This window comes from Cupriavidus sp. GW823-FHT07A04 (genome assembly GCF_058794615.1).
In genome coordinates this window covers 168,540-187,769 of record NZ_JBXAHA010000018.1, presented here as the reverse complement: position 1 = coordinate 187,769, position 19,230 = coordinate 168,540, and the positions used below count along the sequence as shown (strand labels likewise).

Annotated in this window: 12 protein-coding genes; 10 read left to right on the top strand and 2 right to left on the bottom strand. The window is 65.6% G+C overall.

Going from position 1 to position 19,230, the window contains the following annotated elements; all coding sequences use genetic code 11:
- Positions 1-23: 23 nt before the first annotated feature.
- The 9 genes from atpD to AC1Q7Q_RS28835 all read left to right on the top strand — a co-directional run bounded on the left by atpD (position 24) and on the right by AC1Q7Q_RS28835 (position 14,734).
- The gene (gene atpD / locus AC1Q7Q_RS28875) at positions 24-1,427 is read left to right on the top strand and encodes a F0F1 ATP synthase subunit beta (RefSeq protein ID WP_150987508.1); all 1,404 of its coding nucleotides are present in this window, start codon (positions 24-26) and stop codon (positions 1,425-1,427) included.
- Between the two features lie 139 nt (positions 1,428-1,566).
- Entirely contained in the window at positions 1,567-1,983 is a 417-nt protein-coding gene (locus AC1Q7Q_RS28870; RefSeq protein WP_043350759.1) for a F0F1 ATP synthase subunit epsilon, read from the top strand.
- 664 nt (positions 1,984-2,647) lie between these two features.
- Entirely contained in the window at positions 2,648-3,763 is a 1,116-nt protein-coding gene (locus AC1Q7Q_RS28865; RefSeq protein ID WP_492375608.1) for an RsiV family protein, read from the top strand.
- Positions 3,764-3,768: 5 nt separating this feature from the next.
- Positions 3,769-4,191 carry a CoA-binding protein gene (locus tag AC1Q7Q_RS28860; RefSeq protein WP_492375617.1) on the top strand — a complete coding sequence of 141 codons (423 nt, stop codon included), beginning with the start codon at positions 3,769-3,771 and terminating at the stop codon, positions 4,189-4,191.
- A gap of 71 nt (positions 4,192-4,262) precedes the next feature.
- Complete coding sequence (locus AC1Q7Q_RS28855) at positions 4,263-5,219, top strand: alpha/beta hydrolase (RefSeq protein WP_492375607.1); 957 nt, start codon at positions 4,263-4,265, stop codon at positions 5,217-5,219.
- A 47-nt stretch (positions 5,220-5,266) separates the two neighbouring features.
- Entirely contained in the window at positions 5,267-6,364 is a 1,098-nt protein-coding gene (hemE, locus tag AC1Q7Q_RS28850; RefSeq protein WP_492375606.1) for a uroporphyrinogen decarboxylase, read from the top strand.
- A 583-nt stretch (positions 6,365-6,947) separates the two neighbouring features.
- On the top strand, positions 6,948-9,242 hold the full coding sequence (locus AC1Q7Q_RS28845) for a primosomal protein N' (protein ID WP_492387242.1): 2,295 nt from the start codon (positions 6,948-6,950) through the stop codon (positions 9,240-9,242).
- A 193-nt stretch (positions 9,243-9,435) separates the two neighbouring features.
- A complete protein-coding gene (gene putA, locus AC1Q7Q_RS28840; RefSeq protein WP_492373535.1) occupies positions 9,436-13,437 on the top strand; it encodes a trifunctional transcriptional regulator/proline dehydrogenase/L-glutamate gamma-semialdehyde dehydrogenase in 4,002 nt (1,333 codons plus the stop codon).
- Positions 13,438-13,582: 145 nt separating this feature from the next.
- Positions 13,583-14,734, top strand: coding sequence for a branched-chain amino acid ABC transporter substrate-binding protein (locus AC1Q7Q_RS28835; protein WP_492373534.1), 1,152 nt, complete (start codon positions 13,583-13,585; stop codon positions 14,732-14,734).
- Between the two features lie 134 nt (positions 14,735-14,868).
- On the opposite strand, the gene AC1Q7Q_RS28830 is transcribed toward AC1Q7Q_RS28835, so the two are convergent.
- Complete coding sequence (locus AC1Q7Q_RS28830; protein ID WP_492373533.1) at positions 14,869-16,104, bottom strand: hypothetical protein; 1,236 nt, start codon at positions 16,102-16,104, stop codon at positions 14,869-14,871.
- A gap of 3 nt (positions 16,105-16,107) precedes the next feature.
- Positions 16,108-16,776, bottom strand: coding sequence for a hypothetical protein (locus AC1Q7Q_RS28825; protein WP_492373532.1), 669 nt, complete (start codon positions 16,774-16,776; stop codon positions 16,108-16,110).
- A gap of 398 nt (positions 16,777-17,174) precedes the next feature.
- On the opposite strand from AC1Q7Q_RS28825, the gene AC1Q7Q_RS28820 reads away from it, so the two are divergent.
- Positions 17,175-19,088 carry a tetratricopeptide repeat protein gene (locus AC1Q7Q_RS28820; RefSeq protein WP_492373531.1) on the top strand — a complete coding sequence of 638 codons (1,914 nt, stop codon included), beginning with the start codon at positions 17,175-17,177 and terminating at the stop codon, positions 19,086-19,088.
- Positions 19,089-19,230 lie beyond the last annotated feature (142 nt).

Sequence of the window (19,230 nt, the reverse complement as noted above, 5' to 3'; positions counted from 1 at the left end):
ATTCAAGCTATCGGAGATACGAAATGAGTATCGGAAATATTGTGCAGTGTATTGGCGCCGTGGTGGACATCGAGTTCCCCCGCGACGCGCTGCCTAAGGTCTACGAAGCGCTCGTGCTGGAAGACAGCAACGAAGCCTCGTTCGCCGAGAAGGGCCTGACCTTCGAAGTGCAGCAACAGCTGGGTGACGGCGTGGTGCGTACCATTGCCCTCGGCTCGTCGGACGGCCTGCGCCGCGGCATGGCAGTGAAGGGCACTGGCGCCCCGATCTCGGTGCCCGTCGGTCACGGCACGCTGGGCCGCATCATGGACGTGCTGGGTCGTCCCATCGACGAAGCCGGCCCGATCGCTTCGGACGAGCTGCGCTCGATCCACCAGAAGGCCCCGAAGTTCGACGAACTGTCGCCTTCGGTTGACCTGCTCGAAACCGGCATCAAGGTGATCGACCTGGTGTGCCCGTTCGCAAAGGGCGGCAAGGTGGGTCTGTTCGGTGGCGCCGGCGTCGGCAAGACCGTGAACATGATGGAGCTCATCAACAACATCGCCAAGCAGCACAGCGGTTTGTCGGTGTTCGCCGGCGTGGGCGAGCGTACCCGTGAAGGGAACGACTTCTACCACGAAATGAAGGACTCGAACGTTCTCGACAAGGTGGCCATGGTGTTCGGCCAGATGAACGAGCCGCCGGGCAACCGTCTGCGCGTGGCACTGTCCGGCCTGACCATGGCCGAGAAGTTCCGCGACGAAGGCCGTGACATCCTGTTCTTCGTCGACAACATTTACCGCTACACGCTGGCCGGTACCGAAGTGTCCGCACTGCTGGGCCGTATGCCTTCCGCAGTGGGTTACCAGCCGACGCTGGCCGAGGAAATGGGCAAGCTGCAAGAGCGCATCACCTCGACCAAGACTGGCTCGATCACGTCGATCCAGGCCGTGTACGTGCCTGCGGATGACTTGACCGACCCGTCGCCTGCTACCACCTTCCTGCACTTGGACTCGACCGTCGTGCTGTCGCGTGATATCGCCGCGCTGGGTATCTACCCGGCAGTCGATCCGCTCGACTCGACCTCGCGTCAGCTGGACCCGCAAGTCGTGGGTCAAGAGCACTACGACGTGGCCCGTCGCGTGCAGCAAACGCTGCAACGCTACAAGGAACTGCGCGACATTATCGCGATTCTGGGCATGGACGAACTGTCGCCGGAAGACAAGCAGTCGGTGTCGCGCGCTCGTAAGATCCAGCGTTTCCTGTCGCAGCCCTTCCACGTTGCGGAAGTGTTCACGGGTTCGCCGGGCAAGTACGTCACGCTGAAGGAAACCATCCGCGGCTTCAAGATGCTGGTGGACGGCGAGTGCGATCACCTGCCGGAGCAAGCGTTCTACATGGTCGGCTCGATCGACGAAGCCTTCGAGAAGGCCAAGAAGCTCCAGTAAGCGGCGTTTTTCGCTGCCAGCGCCGTAGTGGCGGCCGCCACGGACAGCAACGTCCGGGGCGGCCACGCTTAGCCGGGCAGCGGAATACCTGCTTCCTGGCAACGGGAAGCCGAAGCTTTCAGGGACTAAAGGAATTCACATGGCAACCATTCTTGTAGACGTCGTCAGCGCCGAATCGTCGATCTTCTCCGGTCAGGCGAAGTTCGTGGCACTGCCGGGCGAGTCGGGCGAGTTGGGTATCCTGCCGGGCCATACGCCGCTGATTACGCGTATCCAGCCGGGCGCGGTGCGCATCGAGAAGGAAGACGGCAGCGAAGAGTTCGTGTTCGTGGCCGGCGGGATTCTCGAAGTCCAGCCCAAGCACGTCACCGTGCTGGCAGACACCGCTATCCGCGGCAGCGATCTCGACGAAGCCAAGGCGCAGGAAGCCAAGCGCGCCGCCGAGGAGCTGATGCAGAACCAGAGCAGCGATCTCGACCTGGCACGTGCCCAGAGCGAGCTTGCCGTGGCAGCAGCACAGCTGGCAGCGATCGCGCGCCTGCGCCGGAAACGGTAAGAAAAGCAGGGCCGCCGCAGCTGTTGTTTTTTTGGCGGCGGCGAAAAAAAGGCAGCTGCGAGGCTGCCTTTTTTTTATGCCAACGACTATTCTGTCGGCTCAGGACAAAAAAAAGCGCGCGGGCCGGGGAGGCACCGCGCGGACGGGAAAATCCCTTCGAGGGGTCAATTCGAAGGAACGGGTAAGGTCCAGGTCAACCAACAGGCGCTAACCACATTCTTGGTGGTCCAGCACTCGGTCAGGCGGTATTGATCGCATTCAGACGATCCAACCAGCCGGAACCGGCAAGCGCCAACATCATCTCAACCTGGTACACCGATCACAGGCATCGCTTGTGATCCGGTCAATCTGGGTGGGAATGCTTCCTTAGGCTTTCTTCCATGACGCCCTCCCTTTCTGTTGGGGGAGGGAACGCCTTTCACAAAAACTGATTGTGTTGAAGCATTGTGGGGGAAACTTTTGGGGATGGCAGTAACAAAATGTATCGGTTTGCAAGAAGTTGAAAGCGCGGTAACTAAATAAGCGTCTAAATCGGCATAAATAGGCACGTTAGACCACGTGCCACCGCACTTGCCACCAGGCGGCGGGAACATCACTGCGCGGCGCGGGTCCGATAGCTTTCGCTGATCCTGCCATCCGCCTTGCGGTCCGGCCAACCACTGCCATGCCGCTTTCCTTCCCCTTTCCCCCTTTTTACCGCTTTGCCCAGGCCCCCGTCGATATTGCAAGAGGCCTTGTCCAGCATAGGCTGGCGGCGCTGCTGGCCACGTCTTTCATGGCGGCTGGCCAGGCTGGCGCGGTTGAGGCGCAAGCCCCCGCTGGTGCGCTCTGGCAAGGCGAGCTCGACGGCCACATACAGGTATCGCTGACGATATTTCCGCGCGCGGGCACTGGCGGGATCGACGGCACGGCCCGTTACGATTCAATGCTTGCCTCCTCGCCGCGTCAACTCGATGGCCAATTGACATCCGACGGACGGCTGAGCGTGCGCGAGCGCGCCACCGGCCAGGCGCCTGTTGAGTATCCCGAAGCTCGCGATGGTGCACGTTTCGAGGGCACCGTCTCCTCCGATGGGTTGAGTGTCAGTGGGGAATGGATGAATACCGACGGTACCCGGCGCCAGGCATTGACGCTCACGCGCAAGGCAATCTATCGCGAGCGCGTCGTAAATGTGGCTGGCGCACGTCTTACCGAACGCTATCCCGAAACCGGCCGCCCGCACGTGGATGCCCTTATTACGTCACTGCGTGCCAGCGGCTGCGGCCAGGGCGAACAGGAATGCCGTAGCGCGATCGAGATAATGCGGCTGGATGCCGGCAACGTCGGCCTGCTGCGCACCACCTGGCGCTACAGCGGTGGCGCGCATGGCAGCCTCGACTTCGTGAGTGGCACGTGGCGGCGCCACGGCCCGGCGGGTGCGGTGGCATCCGCGCCAACTGCCCAGCCGGGCTATCGCCGGGTCGGGCTAGCCGATCTCTTGCAGCCGGGCGAGGCCTGCCTGCAAAAACTCAACGACGAGCTACAAGCCGCACTGAAGCGGCAGGGCGCAGCCGAGCCCGCGCGTGGCGTGCTTGACGCCCAAGCGCTGCAGGAGTCGCGCGTCCCGTTTACCCTGTACCGCGGTGGCGTGGTGTTGCACTATGCCCCCTACGCGGTCGGCCCATTTGCGCAGGGCGCTTACCAGGTAGCGGTGCCGTTCGCGCGGCTGGGCAGTTGTGCCCGCCCGCCCGGTACCGGCCGCGACAAGTCCCCCGAACCCTTTGAGAAGGAATCGACGTGAGCGAGATGCAGACAGCCATTCGCGGCATGCTGGCGATGAAGACGGTAGCCGTGGCCGGCCTGTCCGGGCACCCGGACCGGCCCAGCCATGAAGTAGCCGCCTACCTGCAGCGTCACGGCTATCGCATTGTCCCCGTCAATCCGCGCCATGCGGGCGAGCGCATCCTGGGCGAGACCTGCTACGCCAGCCTCGGCGCCGCCGCCGCGGCCTTGGCCAAGTCCGGGCAGCGCATTGATTGGGTCGATATCTTCCGCCGCGCCGCCGATGTGCCGCCGGTGGTCGCGGATGCCATCGCGATCGGCGCCCGCGGCGTCTGGCTGCAACTTGGCATCGTCAATGATGCGGCTTTTGCCCGGGCCACCGCCGCCGGGTTGCTGGCGGTGCAGGACCGCTGCAGCAAGATCGAGCTGATGCGCCAGGCTGCCTGATCCCGCTAAACTAGTCACCCTAGCTCCCGATCCCGCCCTCAATCCCGCCCTCAATTCAGTCCCAAGCAGCCATGGCCATCGATCCCCAGCTTCTCGATTACTACCGCCGGCTCTCCGAACGCTACGCCGGGCAGCCCGAGCCGGCCGGTGCCGCCGGCCGCCGCGCGCGCTTCGCCGAGATCGCGGCAACCTCGGTCGTGCCCGACCCGGAAGGCATCCAGTCCACCGACATGGAGCTGGCGCTACCCGGCCGCACGCTGGCGGCGCGATTGTTCCGCCCGGAAGGCGTGGCCGAGCCGCGCCTGATCGTCTATTTCCATGGCGGTGGCTGGGTGGTGGGTTCGCATGACACCCATCACAGCGTGGCAGCGCTGCTCGCCGCCGACACCGGCTGCGCGGTGGCCAGCGTGGACTACCGGCTGGCACCGGAGCATCCGTTCCCCGCGCCGTGCGATGACGCGCTGCAGGCGGTGCTGTGGTTCGCCGAGCAACGCGTCCGGTTGCGCCTGGACGCTAGCTTCCTGGCCGTGGCGGGCGACAGCGCGGGCGGGCACCTGGCCGCGCAGGCCGCGCGCTGGGCCAATGCGCACGGGCGCCCCGGCCTGGTCAACGCCCAGTTGCTGATCTATCCCGTGGCCGCGCCGGTGCTGGCCAGCGAAAGCTATCGCGCCTTTGCGGATGGCCCCGGCCTCACCCGCGACGAAATGGCTTGGTTCTGGACGGAATTCATCGGCGCCGAGCGCCTTGCCGCCGGCGCCGCCATCGAAGACACGCGCATCCACCTGATGGGCGCCGCGCCACAGCACCTGCCTCCGGCCAGCGTGGTGATGGTTGCCGCCCACGACGTGCTGCGCGACGACGGCCTGGCCTACGCTGACTACCTGGTGCGCTACGGCGCGCCGGTGATCACGCTGGAGGCAAGCGGGATGACGCACGGCTTTGCCCGCCTGCAGCCCGATGCCCCGCGCGCGCGCGAATGGATGCGCCGCGCCGCGCAGGCCTTCAAGGAACTGGCGGCGGATATCTAAGCTGCCGGCGGCGGCCGGCCATCCCGTAAAATGGCGGTCTTACGAGGATGACCATGACCGCATTGCAGAACGATACCTTCCTGCGCGCGCTGCGCCGGCAACCGACCGAGTACACCCCGCTGTGGCTGATGCGTCAGGCGGGGCGCTACCTGCCCGAATACAATGCTACGCGCGCTCGCGCCGGCAGCTTCCTGGGCCTGGCCAAGAACCCGGCCTACGCGACCGAGGTTACCCTGCAGCCCCTCGAACGCTATCCGCTCGATGCGGCCATCCTCTTCTCCGACATCCTGACCGTGCCCGATGCCATGGGCCTCGGGCTGTCGTTTGCCCAGGGCGAGGGTCCGCGCTTTGCCCACCCGTTGCGCACCGAAGGCGACGTCAAGAAGCTGGCGGTGCCCGATATGGCCTCGCTGTCCTACGTGTTCGACGCGGTCAGCGAGATCCGCCGGGCGCTGGTGCAGGACGGCCGCCAGCGCGTGCCGCTGATCGGCTTCTCGGGCAGCCCCTGGACGCTGGCCTGCTACATGGTCGAGGGTGCCGGCTCCTCCGATTTCCGCACGGTCAAGGCCATGATGTACAGCCGCCCCGACCTGATGCACCGTATCCTGGAGATCAACGCGCAAGCTGTGTCGGCCTACCTGAATGCGCAGATCGAGGCAGGTGCGCAAGCCGTGATGCTGTTCGACACCTGGGGCGGCACGCTGGCCGACGGCATGTACCAGACGTTCTCCCTGGCCTATATGCGCAAGGTGCTGGCCGGACTGAAGCGCGAGCACAATGGCGAGCAGGTGCCGGCCATCGTGTTTACCAAGGGCGGCGGATTGTGGCTGGAGGCGCTCACCGAGATCGGTGCCGATGCGCTCGGTCTGGACTGGACGGTCAACTTGGCGCAGGCGCGCCGCCGCACCGGCGGCAAGGTGGCACTGCAGGGCAATATCGACCCCAATGTGCTGTTTGCGCCGGAAGCCGCGATTCGCGAGCAGGTGCGTGGCGTGCTCGACAGCTATGCCGCCGGCGGCGGCAGCGACGGACACGTCTTCAACCTTGGCCACGGCATCTCCCAGTTCACCCCGCCCGAGAATGTGACGGTGCTGGTGGACGAGGTGCATCGCTACAGCCGGCAGCTGCGCACCGCGGCAAGGTGACAGCTGGTGCACGTCTTCCCTCCCACCCGGGGGTACCGCCTGTGCGGCGCAGCGAGCTGGCTTCGCGCGCCGCACCCGGACGGGCGGGTGCCGGGGGAGGCTTGCCCGAAGCGCTGTCAAGTAAACTATTTTGCAATATTTCGCCCTTTCGGTGCCGGTTCTCGCTTGTCAAGGCTTGACTTATGCACATCAATGGGTTTTCCGCAGTGCAAGAGCGGGTTAGTCCCTAACTCATCTGAGGGATGTCGCCAAGTCCTTGATTTACAAGGCATTGCATCTGGCCACGCACAGGCTGGAATGCCCGTGGGAGCCTTGTTTTACGGGGCTTGCCGGGAACTCCGGGCGAGTTTTCAACAAAGTTATCCACAGGCGCTGCCCGGGGCCGGGAAAACCAGCCATCTATCATCGACTTAGGGGCACATTTGAAGCGTTACTTTAAGTTGATGTTGCACCGCACACTGAATTTGTCTGGAAAGCGGCTCAGCCTCGGCCTGCACATGCATTGGGCTTGCTCGCCCCAATCTGGACCGTACCCACCGCTGCGCTGGACGATCGGCCCCGGAGGCGCGGTGTGACGTCACCGGTGATCCCCGAGCAAACCGGGCCGGCCGCGGAGCCCACCGGCGGCGCACCGCTTGCCGTTGTGCGGGTGGCGCTCGATACGCCGGCTGACGATGTCTTCGATTACCTTGCCGGCCCGGAAGTCCAGCCCGGCGAACTGGTCACGGTGCCGTTCGGCCGCCGTACGCTGGTCGGCGTGGCCGTATCGCGTTGCGCGCACTCCGATGTACCCGCGGACAAGCTGCGTTCTGTCGCACAGCGCCTGGACTGGCTGCCGCCGCTTGGCGCCCACTGGATTGCGCTGGCTGGCTTTGCCGCACGCTATTACCACCGCTGCCTGGGCGAAGTCATGCTGCCCGCGCTGCCTCCAGCCCTGCGCGAGGCCGACGGCTGGGCGCGGCTGGCACTGCGTGCCCGCAGCGAACACTACCGCGTGGCCCCGGGGCAGGGCGAGGCGCTGTTGGCGGCGGTGCCGCCGCGCGCCCGCACCGTGCTGGCGCTGGCTCAGGCACTGGTGGCAGCCGCCGGGGAAGGGCGAGCGGTATCCGCCGCCGAGGCGCGCGTGCTATGCAGCGCGGCGCCCTCGCGCCTGGCGCAGTGGGCCGAGGCCGGCTGGGTGATCTCCGAGCGGGCCGACCAGCCCTTGCTGGGCGCGCCCTCGGCTGCCGAGCCGTCCACCGCGCCGCCGCTGCATGAAGAGCAGCGTGTGGCCGTGGAAGCGATCGGGCAGGCCAAGGGATTCGCGCCGTTCCTGCTCCACGGCGTCACCGGCAGCGGCAAGACCGAAGTCTACCTGCACGCCATGGCCGACGTGCTGGCGCGCGATGCGCAGGCGCAGGTGCTGATGCTGGTGCCTGAAATCAACCTCACGCCGCAGCTGCAGGGCCGCATTGCCTCGCGCTTTCCCCATCTGCCGCTGGCGGTGCTGCATAGCGGCCTGGCCGACCAGGAGCGCACGCTGCAATGGCTGGCCGCGCACCGCGGCGAGGCCCGCATCGTGCTGGGCACGCGGCTGGCGGTGCTGGCCTCGCTGCCACACCTGGCGCTGATCGTGGTCGACGAGGAACACGACACGTCCTACAAGCAACAGGAAGGCCTGCGCTACTCCGCGCGCGACCTGGCCGTATGGCGGGCCAAGCAGCTCGGCGCGGCCGTGGTGCTAGGTTCCGCCACGCCGTCCATGGAGTCCTGGTGGCGTGCGGAGCAGGGCACCTACCGCAAGCTGGTGCTGCGTGAGCGCGCCCAGACCGATGCCACGCTGCCCACGGTGCGGCTGATCGACATCAACCAGGAACGCCAGCGCCAGCGTGCCCTCTACGAAGGGCTGTCGGTGCCGTTGCTCAACGCCATCGAGGCCCGCCTGCAGCGTGGCGAGCAGAGCCTGCTGTTCCTGAACCGGCGCGGCTACGCCCCGGTGCTGGCCTGCGATAGCTGCGGCTGGCTCTCCGGATGCCCGCGCTGCTCGGCCTATATGGTGCTGCACCGGCCGGAGCGCCGCCTGCGCTGCCACCATTGCGGGCTGGAATCCTCGGTACCACACCATTGTCCGGATTGTGGAAATGTGGATGTTGCACCACTTGGACGAGGCACCCAGCGTATCGAGGAGGCCTTGGCGGCACGCTTCCCGCAAGCGCGCATCGCCCGCATCGATGCCGACTCCACGCGCCGCAAGGGCAGCGCGCAGGCCATGTTCGATGAGGTTCACGCGGGCGAGGTCGACATCCTGGTCGGCACGCAGATGGTGGCCAAGGGGCACGACTTCCAGCGCGTGACCCTGGTCGGCATCGTCCATCCGGACGCCGCCATGTTCAGCCACGATTTCCGCGCGGCCGAGCATTTGTTTGCCTCCCTGATGCAGGTGGCCGGACGGGCCGGGCGGGCAGGGCTGGCGGGCGAGGTGCTGATCCAGACCCGCTATCCCGATGCATCGGCATTGCAGGCATTGGTACGCCATGACTATGATGGATTCGCGGCTACCCAGTTGCGCGAGCGTCGCCAGGCCGGGTTGCCCCCGTTTGCCTACCAGGTGCTTGTCACGGCCGACCATGCCGAACTGGAGCGTGCGCTGGCCTTCCTCCAGAGTGCGCGGAATCGGGCTGATGCGTGCCGGATGGCGCCGGAGGTGCAACTCCATGACCCGGTGCCGATGTCGATGGTGCGGGTGGCTAACCGGGAGCGCGCGCAAATGCTGGTGGAAAGTACCTCGCGCATTGCACTGCAAAGATTTATCAGCGAGTGGGTGCAAACTTTTGGCGAGGCGCTGGGCGATGCCAAGGGCGTGCGCTGGCAGTTGGAGATCGATCCTTTGCGTATCTGAGTGGATACCTGAGTGGGGTCCGGTTGCGCCAGGGGCAGCCCAGCACAAGGTGCGGTGCAACCATTTTTCCTGATGTATCTGAGTGGTTGTACCTAGTTGCACCTTTGGTTTGCCCGGGAGTATGATCGCGCCAATCTGCCGGTTTCCCCGCAGTCAGGAAGCCGGTGTCCGCGTCTTACGGAGAATCAAGCGCATGGCCACCACCACCCTCGGCGTCAAACTCGACGACGCCTCCCGCGAGCGCCTAAAGCGCGTTGCGCAGTCGATAGACCGCACACCGCACTGGCTGATCAAGCAGGCAATCTTCACGTATCTGGAGCAGGTCGAACGGGGCAACATCCCGCATGAGACCAGCGCCACCGGTACGGGGAGCGAGGGTGCGGCGGACGGTGCCGACACTTTTGACGGCGCGACTGGTGATGGCGCGATACAGCCTTTCCTCGAGTTTGCGCAGAGCGTGCAGCCGCAATCGGTGCTGCGCGCGGCCATCACCGCCGGCTATCGCCGCCCGGAGTCCGAGTGCGTGCCGGTGCTGCTTGAGCAGGCTCGCCTGCCACATCAGCAGGCCGAAGCCGCTCTCGCCATGGCCCGGACCCTGGCCACGCGGTTGCGCGAGCGCAAGGTCGGCACCGGCCGTGAAGGGCTGGTGCAGGGCCTGATCCAGGAATTCTCGTTGTCCTCGCAGGAAGGCGTGGCGCTGATGTGCCTGGCCGAGGCGCTGCTGCGCATTCCCGACAAGGCTACCCGCGACGCGCTGATCCGCGACAAGATCAGCGGCGCCAACTGGCAGTCGCACCTGGGACAGAGCCCGTCGGTGTTCGTCAATGCCGCCACCTGGGGCCTGTTGTTCACGGGCAAGCTGGTGGCCACGCATACCGAAGCCGGCCTGTCCAAGGCGCTGACCCGCATCATCGGCAAGGGCGGCGAGCCGCTGATCCGCAAGGGCGTGGACATGGCGATGCGCCTGATGGGCGAGCAGTTCGTCACCGGCGAGACCATTTCCGAGGCGCTGGCCAACGCGCGCAAGTACGAGGCCGAGGGATTCCGCTACTCCTACGACATGCTGGGCGAAGCGGCCATGACCGAGGCCGACGCGCAACGCTACCTGGCCTCCTACGAGCAGGCCATCAACGCCATCGGCCAGGCTTCGCGCGGGCGCGGCATCTATGAAGGCCCCGGCATCTCGATCAAGCTCTCGGCGCTGCATCCGCGCTATAGCCGCGCGCAGCATGAGCGCGTCATCAGCGAGCTGTACGGCCGCCTCAAGTCGCTGACCTTGCTGGCCCGCCAGTACGACATCGGCATCAATATCGACGCCGAGGAAGCCGACCGCCTGGAAATCTCGCTCGACCTGCTGGAGCGCCTGTGCTTCGAGCCCGAGCTGGCCGGCTGGAACGGCATCGGCTTCGTGGTGCAGGGCTACCAGAAGCGCTGCCCGTTCGTGATCGACTACCTGATCGACCTGGCCCGCCGCAGCCGCCACCGCCTGATGATCCGCCTGGTCAAGGGCGCGTACTGGGACAGCGAGATCAAGCGCGCCCAGGTGGACGGGCTGGAGGGCTATCCGGTCTACACGCGCAAGGTCTATACCGACGTGTCATACGTGGCCTGCGCGCGCAAGCTGCTGTCGGTGCCGGACGTGATCTACCCGCAGTTCGCTACCCATAACGCCCACACGCTGGCGGCCATCTACCAGATCGCCGGCCACAACTACTACCCCGGCCAGTACGAGTTCCAGTGCCTGCACGGCATGGGCGAGCCGCTGTACGACCAGGTGGTCGGCCCGCTGGCTGACGGCAAGTTCAACCGCCCGTGCCGGATCTACGCGCCGGTCGGCACGCATGAGACGCTGCTGGCCTACCTGGTGCGCCGCCTGCTGGAAAACGGCGCCAACACGTCCTTCGTCAACCGCATCGCCGACGACACCATCTCGCTGGACGAACTGGTGGCCGACCCGGTGGCCGTGGTCGAGCAGATGCACGCCGATGAGGGCGCGCTTGGCCTGCCGCATCCGCGCATTCCGCAGCCACGCACGCTGTATGGCGAGTCGCGCGCCAATTCTGCCGGCATCGACCTCTCCAACGAGCATCGCCTGGCCTCGCTGTCGTCCGCGCTACTGGCCGGCACGAGCGAGGCGGTCAGCGCCGTGCCGCTGCTGGGCACGGAAACCGCCGCTGGCGAGGACGCCAATCAGCCGGCACCTGTGCGCAACCCGTCCGACTTGCGCGACGTGGTCGGCCATGTCACCGAAGCCAGCATGGCCGAGGTGGAAGCCGCGCTGCAGGCCGCAGTGAACGCCGCGCCGATCTGGCAGGCGACCCCGGCCGATGTGCGCGCCGCCGCGCTGGAGCGCGCCGCCGAACTGATGGAAGCGCAGATGCAGTCCCTGATGGGCATCATCGTGCGCGAGGCCGGCAAGACCTTCTCCAATGCCATCGCCGAAGTGCGCGAGGCCGTGGACTTTCTGCGCTATTACGCCGCGCAAGTGCGTGAGACCTTCTCCAGCGACACCCACCGCCCGCTCGGGCCGGTGGTCTGCATCAGCCCGTGGAATTTCCCGCTGGCCATCTTCACCGGCCAGGTCGCGGCCGCGCTGGCTGCCGGCAACACCGTGCTGGCCAAGCCCGCCGAGCAGACCCCGCTGATTGCCGCCCAGGCCGTGCGCTTGCTGCGCGAGGCTGGCGTGCCGGCTGGCGCCGTGCAGTTGTTGCCGGGCCGCGGCGAAACCGTGGGCGCCGCGTTGGTAGGCGACGCTCGCGTCAAGGGCGTGATGTTCACCGGCTCCACCGAAGTGGCGCGCCTGCTGCAACGCAGCGTGGCCGGCCGGCTGGACGCGGCTGGCCGCCCGGTGCCGCTGATCGCCGAGACCGGCGGCCAGAACGCGATGATCGTGGACTCCTCCGCGCTGGCCGAGCAGGTGGTTGGCGATGTGGTCAACTCCGCCTTCGACTCGGCCGGCCAGCGCTGCTCCGCGCTGCGCGTGCTGTGCCTGCAGGAAGAAGTGGCCGACCGCGTGCTGGAAATGCTCAAGGGCGCCATGGATGAGCTCACCATGGGCAACCCGGACCGTTTGTCCACCGATGTCGGCCCGGTCATCGACGAAGAGGCGCGCGGCAACATCGTGCGCCATATCGACGCCATGCGCGCCAAGGGCCGCCGCGTCCACCAGGCCGACCCGAACGGCGCGGCCAGCGCGGCCTGCCGCAATGGCACGTTTGTGTCGCCAACGCTGATCGAGCTCGACAGCATCGAAGAGTTGCAGCGCGAAGTCTTTGGCCCCGTGCTGCACGTGGTGCGCTACCCGCGAGCCGGCCTCGACACGCTGCTTGCGCAGATCAACGGCACCGGCTACGGCTTGACCATGGGCATTCACACCCGTATCGACGAAACCATCGAGCACATCGTCGAGCGCGCGGAAGTGGGCAACCTCTACGTCAACCGCAATATCGTGGGCGCGGTGGTGGGCGTGCAGCCCTTCGGCGGCGAAGGCCTGTCCGGCACCGGCCCCAAGGCGGGCGGCCCGCTGTACCTGCACCGCCTGTTGTCAGTCTGCCCGCAGGACGCCGTGGCCCGCGTGGTGCGCGCATCCGACACCCTCGGCGGCGCCGACGAGACCGGCCCGGTGCGCCGCACGCTGACCGAGGCACTGGGTACGCTCAAGGAATGGGCGCAGCGCGAGAGCGCGGCGCTGCCCGGGCTGGCGGCGGCGTGCGAGCGCTTTGCCGCGGCCTCGGCGGCCGGCCTGTCGGTCACGCTGCCCGGTCCCACCGGCGAGCGCAACACCTACACGCTGCTGCCGCGCGCCGCCGTGCTGTGCCTGGCCCAGCAGGAGACCGACCTGGCCGTGCAGTTGGCGGCCGTGCTGGCGGCCGGCAGCCAGGCCGTGTGGGTTGAAAGCCCCATGGCCCGGGCCCTGTTTGCGCGCCTGCCCAAGGCAGTACAATCGCGCGTCAGCCTGGTGGCCGACTGGTCGGCCAGCGATACCAGCTTCGACGCGGTTCTTCACCATGGCGACTCGGACCAGTTGCGCGCTGTGTGCGAACAGCTGGCCACGCGCCCCGGCCCGATCATTTCGGTGCAAGGCCTGGCACATGGTGAACCGAATATCGCCATCGAGCGTTTGTTGATCGAGCGTTCGCTGTCCGTCAATACGGCGGCAGCGGGCGGCAATGCGAGTTTGATGACGATCGGCTAACCGCCGGGCGTCGATCGAAGCGACGCGAGGCAGCGGTGATCCCGCAAACCTCGCGTATTTGAAAATCGGGGAGCGTTTCGCGCCACACCCGGACGCGTCCAAAAACGCAGCAAAGGCTATAGAGAATAGCTACCAAGGAGAACAGATGAACTCGACTTTCCACAAGACGGCCCTCACCGTCGCCCTGTCCGTTGCTGGCCTGTGCGCCACCTCGGCCGCCTTCGCCCAGGCGCAGGAAATCAAGCTGGGCTTTGCCGCGCCGATGACCGGCGGCCAGGCGCAATACGGCAAGGACATGCAGAACGGCGTTGTCCTCGCCATCGAGGAAATGAACGCGACCAAGCCCAAGATTGGCGGCAAGGACGTCAAGTTCGTACTGCTCTCTGAAGACGACGCGGCCGACCCCAAGACCGGCTCGGTGGTCGCGCAAAAGCTGGTCGACAACGGCATCCAGGGCATGCTGGGCCACTTCAACTCGGGCACCAGCATCCCCGCGTCGATGGTCTACAACCGCGCGGGCATTCCCCAGATCGCCATGGCAACGGCACCTGAGTACACCCGCCAGGGCTTCAAGACCACCTTCCGCATGATGACTTCCGACACCCAGCAGGGCTCGGTGATCGGTGCCTTCGTGGTGAAGAAGCTGGGCGCCAAGAACATCGCCATCGTCGACGACCGCACGGCCTACGGCCAAGGCCTGGCCGACGAGTTCGAGAAAGCCGCCAAGGCCGCCGGGGGCAAGATCGTGCGCCGCGAGTTCACCAACGACAAGGCGGTGGACTTCAAGGCTGTGCTGACCAACATCAAGCGCAGCAACCCGGACGTGATCTTCTTTGGCGGCGCAGAGACGCAATCCGCGCCGATGGCCAAGCAGGTCAAGGAACTCGGCATGAAGTCGCCGGTGGTGTCGGGCGAAATGTCGAAGACCGACAACTTCCTCAAGCTGGCCGGTCCTGCCGCCGAGGGCACGGTCGTCTCGCTGGCCGGCCTGCCGCTGGAGCAGATGCCCGGTGGCACCACCTACGAGAAGAAGTACGAGAAGCGCTTCGGCAGCAAGGTGCAGACCTACTCGCCGTACGCCTATGACGGCGCCACCGCCTTGATGACCGCCATGATCAAGGCGGGTTCGGCCGATCCGGCGCGCTACCTGCCGGTGCTGGCGGCCACCAACATGCAAGGCGTGACCACCAAGACCCTGGCCTACGACGCGCGCGGCGACCTGAAGGACGGCGGCATCACCGTCTACAAGGTGGTTGGCGGCAAGTGGACCGTGCTGGAGACGGTTGGCGGCAAGTAAGCTATTGCGCCCGCCAAGGCACCATTAGCGTCCTGCATCTGACGCCATCCCAGTGGGATGGCGTTTTTTGTTTTGCGGCAGGCGAATTCGCCATGCGCCGTCAGGCGGCAAGACGTGGGCGGCCTGGCGCCAAGTCACGGTCGTCCTTGTGCGATGCGGTTTCGAGCCTCTTCGATCACGCGGAGTGCGGTGATGTCATTGGGCACACCCTGTGCCAGGCCGGCGAGCCGTTGTTGAGCAGCCTCCATCTGTCCGCGCTGTGCCAGGATACGGATCACCTGTTCCGCCGAAGGGGAAGCGACAATCGCGATAAGTCCACGCGGATCTGCATCCTCTCGCATGACAAGCGTGGCAATGTGATCCGCCGCCCCTCCGCCTGAAAGCCTTGCTTCGATCGCGGCGGTGGCGGACAGCCAGTCGTTGTAGCGAGCTAAATCGAGAAAATCAATCGAGCCGGTGTCGTTGGCGAAAGTCGGCTGGCCTTGCGTGAGGAGTTCCTGGAGCGGGCGCAGGGTCTCCAGGTGGAGCGACGAAAGCGCATGCGGCAACAGGACCATAGCGGCAAGCTCCTCAGCCAGGAGCCCACTGGGTACACCTGCATGCCCAATGGCCTGCAGTGCCTGACGCTGAGCCTTGGGTTCCTGGATCAAGGGCAGGAGGAAACCCAGTTCCTTCGCGTACTCGGCTCGGCTTATGGTGCCGCCTGACAGAGCGGCGTTCAAGATGGGGATGCTATCGGGGAACAAGCCTAGTCGCGCATATTGCATGACCGCCTGATGTGCAATTTCAGTGTCAGATGAGCGGGCCGCCTTTGCGAGCATGGCTGCGACCTGAGGATTAGCCCCGAGGCGAGATTGCTCGGCGGCAGACAAGGCCAGGTCGGTTTCATATTGCGATGCCATCAAGTTGACCAGAGCGCGTTTGACCTGCTCGGCGTGGACGGTCCCATACAGACTGGCTTCAATCCGCAACGCCGTTCTGGCACTGGGCGGAAGTGGCAACAATCTGATCGTATCCAACAAGTACTGGGCACTTGTCGGGCTAAGGCGAGTGGCCTCGAAGTCACGCCAAAGCCAGTCGAATTTTTGCTCGGGTGTGAGGCTTGCATCCGAGACAATGCGTTGCGTATAGCGCTGAAGGCTTTCAAGATCGGCCCTCTCGCCAAGGGCGGCCTGATTCGGCACCGGCTTCGCGACAGCCATTTGCCGTGGGGGCGTGGCAGGTGCACCCAGCACCGATTGCCGTTCCGTCAAGGTCTGAGTGTTGGGTTGTTCGGACGAGTCTTCAGCGGACAACGCGCGTATTCCGACTAACACCACAATGACGGCAAGTCCGCCCACGGTGAGTCGTATTAATATATTTTTCTGCATTTCCTACTTCTTCTTTAGCTCAACGCCTCTCTCGCTGAGCATAGTGAAGAGATTCTCTGGGGTCGTAGACTTGAACAGGCTAGTCCACAGAGTTGGGTTTCCACTGCTGAGCGGCACATAGGCATCGACAACAAATTTGTCGCAACGATATAGCCCACGAATCGGCGGACGATAGCTGGCGCACATCGGAGGCCGGCATGCCGGCCGCGCAGAAACATAGCCATCCGTTACCGTGTAGTCGGCGCCAACCAGTCCAATGAGCCTGGCGTTGTGGACGATGGCGTGCTTCATACTAAGGTTGACCAGATAAGAGCATGCTGCATCGCTACACAAGCGTTGTTGCGGAAGCTTGTCCAGGCCGGCAACGGAAGCAGCTCCCCAATATCGCGTTCTCGATTTGAAGTCGGCCAGACTATTCGTCTTGATGGCATTTCCGGCGACGTTGAGCGCTTCGATGACATGGCTGCCACTCCAGATGCCGACATGTCCTACGCCTCCAAGGCCCCATATATCCAAGTTTCTCCCCACAACGTCCGCGGCATCTGCAGGGTCCCAGCCGATCTTCGCCGGCATGGCCGGGGGGCGCTTCCATTGTGCCTGGGCCGTCGCGGCCATAATCAGGCTCGGCAACAGTGCGAGCAGCAGAGTTTTCGGATATCCGAATATACGCATTGAAACCTCCCCAGATAGGCTGACGGGCATTTTCGCGAACTTGGCCGGTGCGGCGGGATCGGTGCCATGCGTACAAAGTAGTTGAGTTGCCCGGGTTACCTCAATCGGCACTTTCTGAAATTGGGGCAGGAAATTTCTGCTTGGTGCAGGTGCGGCTTCCAGGCGGCGTGAGGTCGGGTGCCGGCTGGTCTACCTGGTCCGCGACAACGAAAACCCGACAGATATCCTCGTTCTGGCGGCTGGCCGGAAGGTGGCGTTGCCGTTTCTGCATACATTGGGGCAAAGCCGTTGTCCAGCGTTGCGGCTGGGATGGGAATCGCCCCTTTTTCTCACGAGCAGGAGGGGGCCACGATGGCGCATAATCCCGCACTCGCACATCCACCCCGAAGGAGCAGTCCGTGTCCGTGCAGGAAGTCAGCTACGACCACGCCATCGAGCTAGCCAACGCAGAGCGCTACGATGAAGCGCTGGTCATTCTCGACCAGCTTTCGCAGGCGCAGCCTCAAGTGGTGGATTTCGACTGCCTGCGGGCACGCCTGCATTTTGACCGCGGCGACGCGCAGGCCGCCTTTGCCGTGCTCGATGCGGCGCTGGCCAAGCTGCCCGGGCTGCCGTTGCACCCGGCGCACCGCTGGTCCTCGCGCGGCGTGATCGCGCATCGCTACGGCATGCTGCTGATGGGGATGGAGCGCTTGCAGGAGGCGCTGCCCTGGCTGGAAGAGGCCGCGCTGCGTAACGGCTTGTCTTCCGGCGAGTGGAGCGCCCGCCTGCATGCGGGGCTGGTGCATTACCGGCTGGGCAATTTCGCCGCGGCCGGCGCTTACTGGTATGACCTGCTTTATCGCGCGCCGGATCTTGGCGCCGAAGACATCCTGGGCCAGGCGCTGGCCCACGTGAATGCCGCCGGCGACAAGGCTGAGCCGATGCTGCGCCTATGCCTGGCGCGGATCGGCCTGGACAACCCCGACCTGCTGGAGCTCGACGAGGCTGCGGGCGATGCCCTGGCCGCCGAGCAGGCCGCCATCGTGCTGGCCAGCCAGCCGGACCACCCGCACGCCCGCCGCATCCGCGCGCCGCTGCGCTACCGCGCGGGCGAGCTCGATGGTGCCTGGGACGATTTCGCCACCTACCAGCGCAAGGCGCCGGACCCCAAGGCGCAGGTGCGCGAGCTCGAATGGCGCCACCAGTCCGGCGAGGCCGAGCCTTGGCTGCGCTTTGCCTTTGTCGAGGGCGCGACGGATGCGACCGGTTACTACAACGCGGGCGTGGCGCTGGCTGAGTTCATGGACGCGGTGCCGGCCGCCGAGGCGGCGCTGATGCCGCACCTGATCAAGGCCTATCGCCTGGGCCTGGCGCGCTTCGAAGCCTACTTCGCCACCGGCGAGGGCGGCTACGACGACGCCGATCCCCATATCTACTCGTTGCTGTGCCACAACCTGGCGACCCGGCTGGAAGGCGACGGCAACCGCGCGGAGCGCATCGCGCTGCACGAGAAGGGCATCGCGGTCAGCGAATTCATCGAGCACTGGATCGACCTGCTCGAATGCCTGGAGGCAGCCGGCCAGCACGGCAAAGCCGTGGAAGTCGCGGGCGACGTGCTCAACCGCTATCCGCTGGAGCGCGATCCCGCCAACGTGGGCTGGATCTTCAGCCGGTTGGTGAGCACCTGGAAGGCCATCGGTGGCACGGAAGTGACGTCGGCGGCCCGTGACGCGCTGGCGCACATGGATGCGCGCGCCGACGCCTTGCCGGTGGAGGAACGCAGCCAGACCGCGCACGCGCTGGCGCACGCCCGCGCGCACTTCGCGGGGCTGCTGCGCAATGCCATGGACAGCATGGACCAGCACGACCGCACCGACGCGCAGGCCGAGATCGAGGCCCTGCAGCGCCGCGCGCTGCTGATCGAGGACGCGTGGCTGTGCAACCAGTTCGGCATGATCTGGCGCGGCCTGGGCGCGCCGGAGCGCGCGTTGCCGCTGTTCGAGCAAGCCATCGCGCTGACCTCGGACGATCCTGCGGACCAGGCTTTCCCGCGCCTGCAGCGCGCGCTGATCCGCAACGGCGAGAAGCAATACGCGCAAGCGCTGACGGACTTCGAGGCGGCATTTGCCGCGCGCAACGGCTGGGACGGAGAGGCCTACCTCGGCGCCGTCGAGGCCGCGCTGGGCCTGGAGCAGCGCGAGACCGCGCTGGGCTACTTCGACAAGGCGCGCGCGAGCGGCGCCGCGCAGGGCAAGACGCGCTCACTCTATGCCCGCATGGAAACCGGCCTGCGGGCGACGCGTCCGGGATGGAAGTTCTGGGGCGTGTAGCCGGCGGGGCGGGCCGCATCCTCGGCCCAGCCACGATAAAAAAACGCCATCCCTGTAAGATGGCGTTTTTTTACGTGTGAACGCGTCATGTTGACAGCAAATTCCGTGCCTCTGTCGGACAAACTCCGACATGGAATGTCAT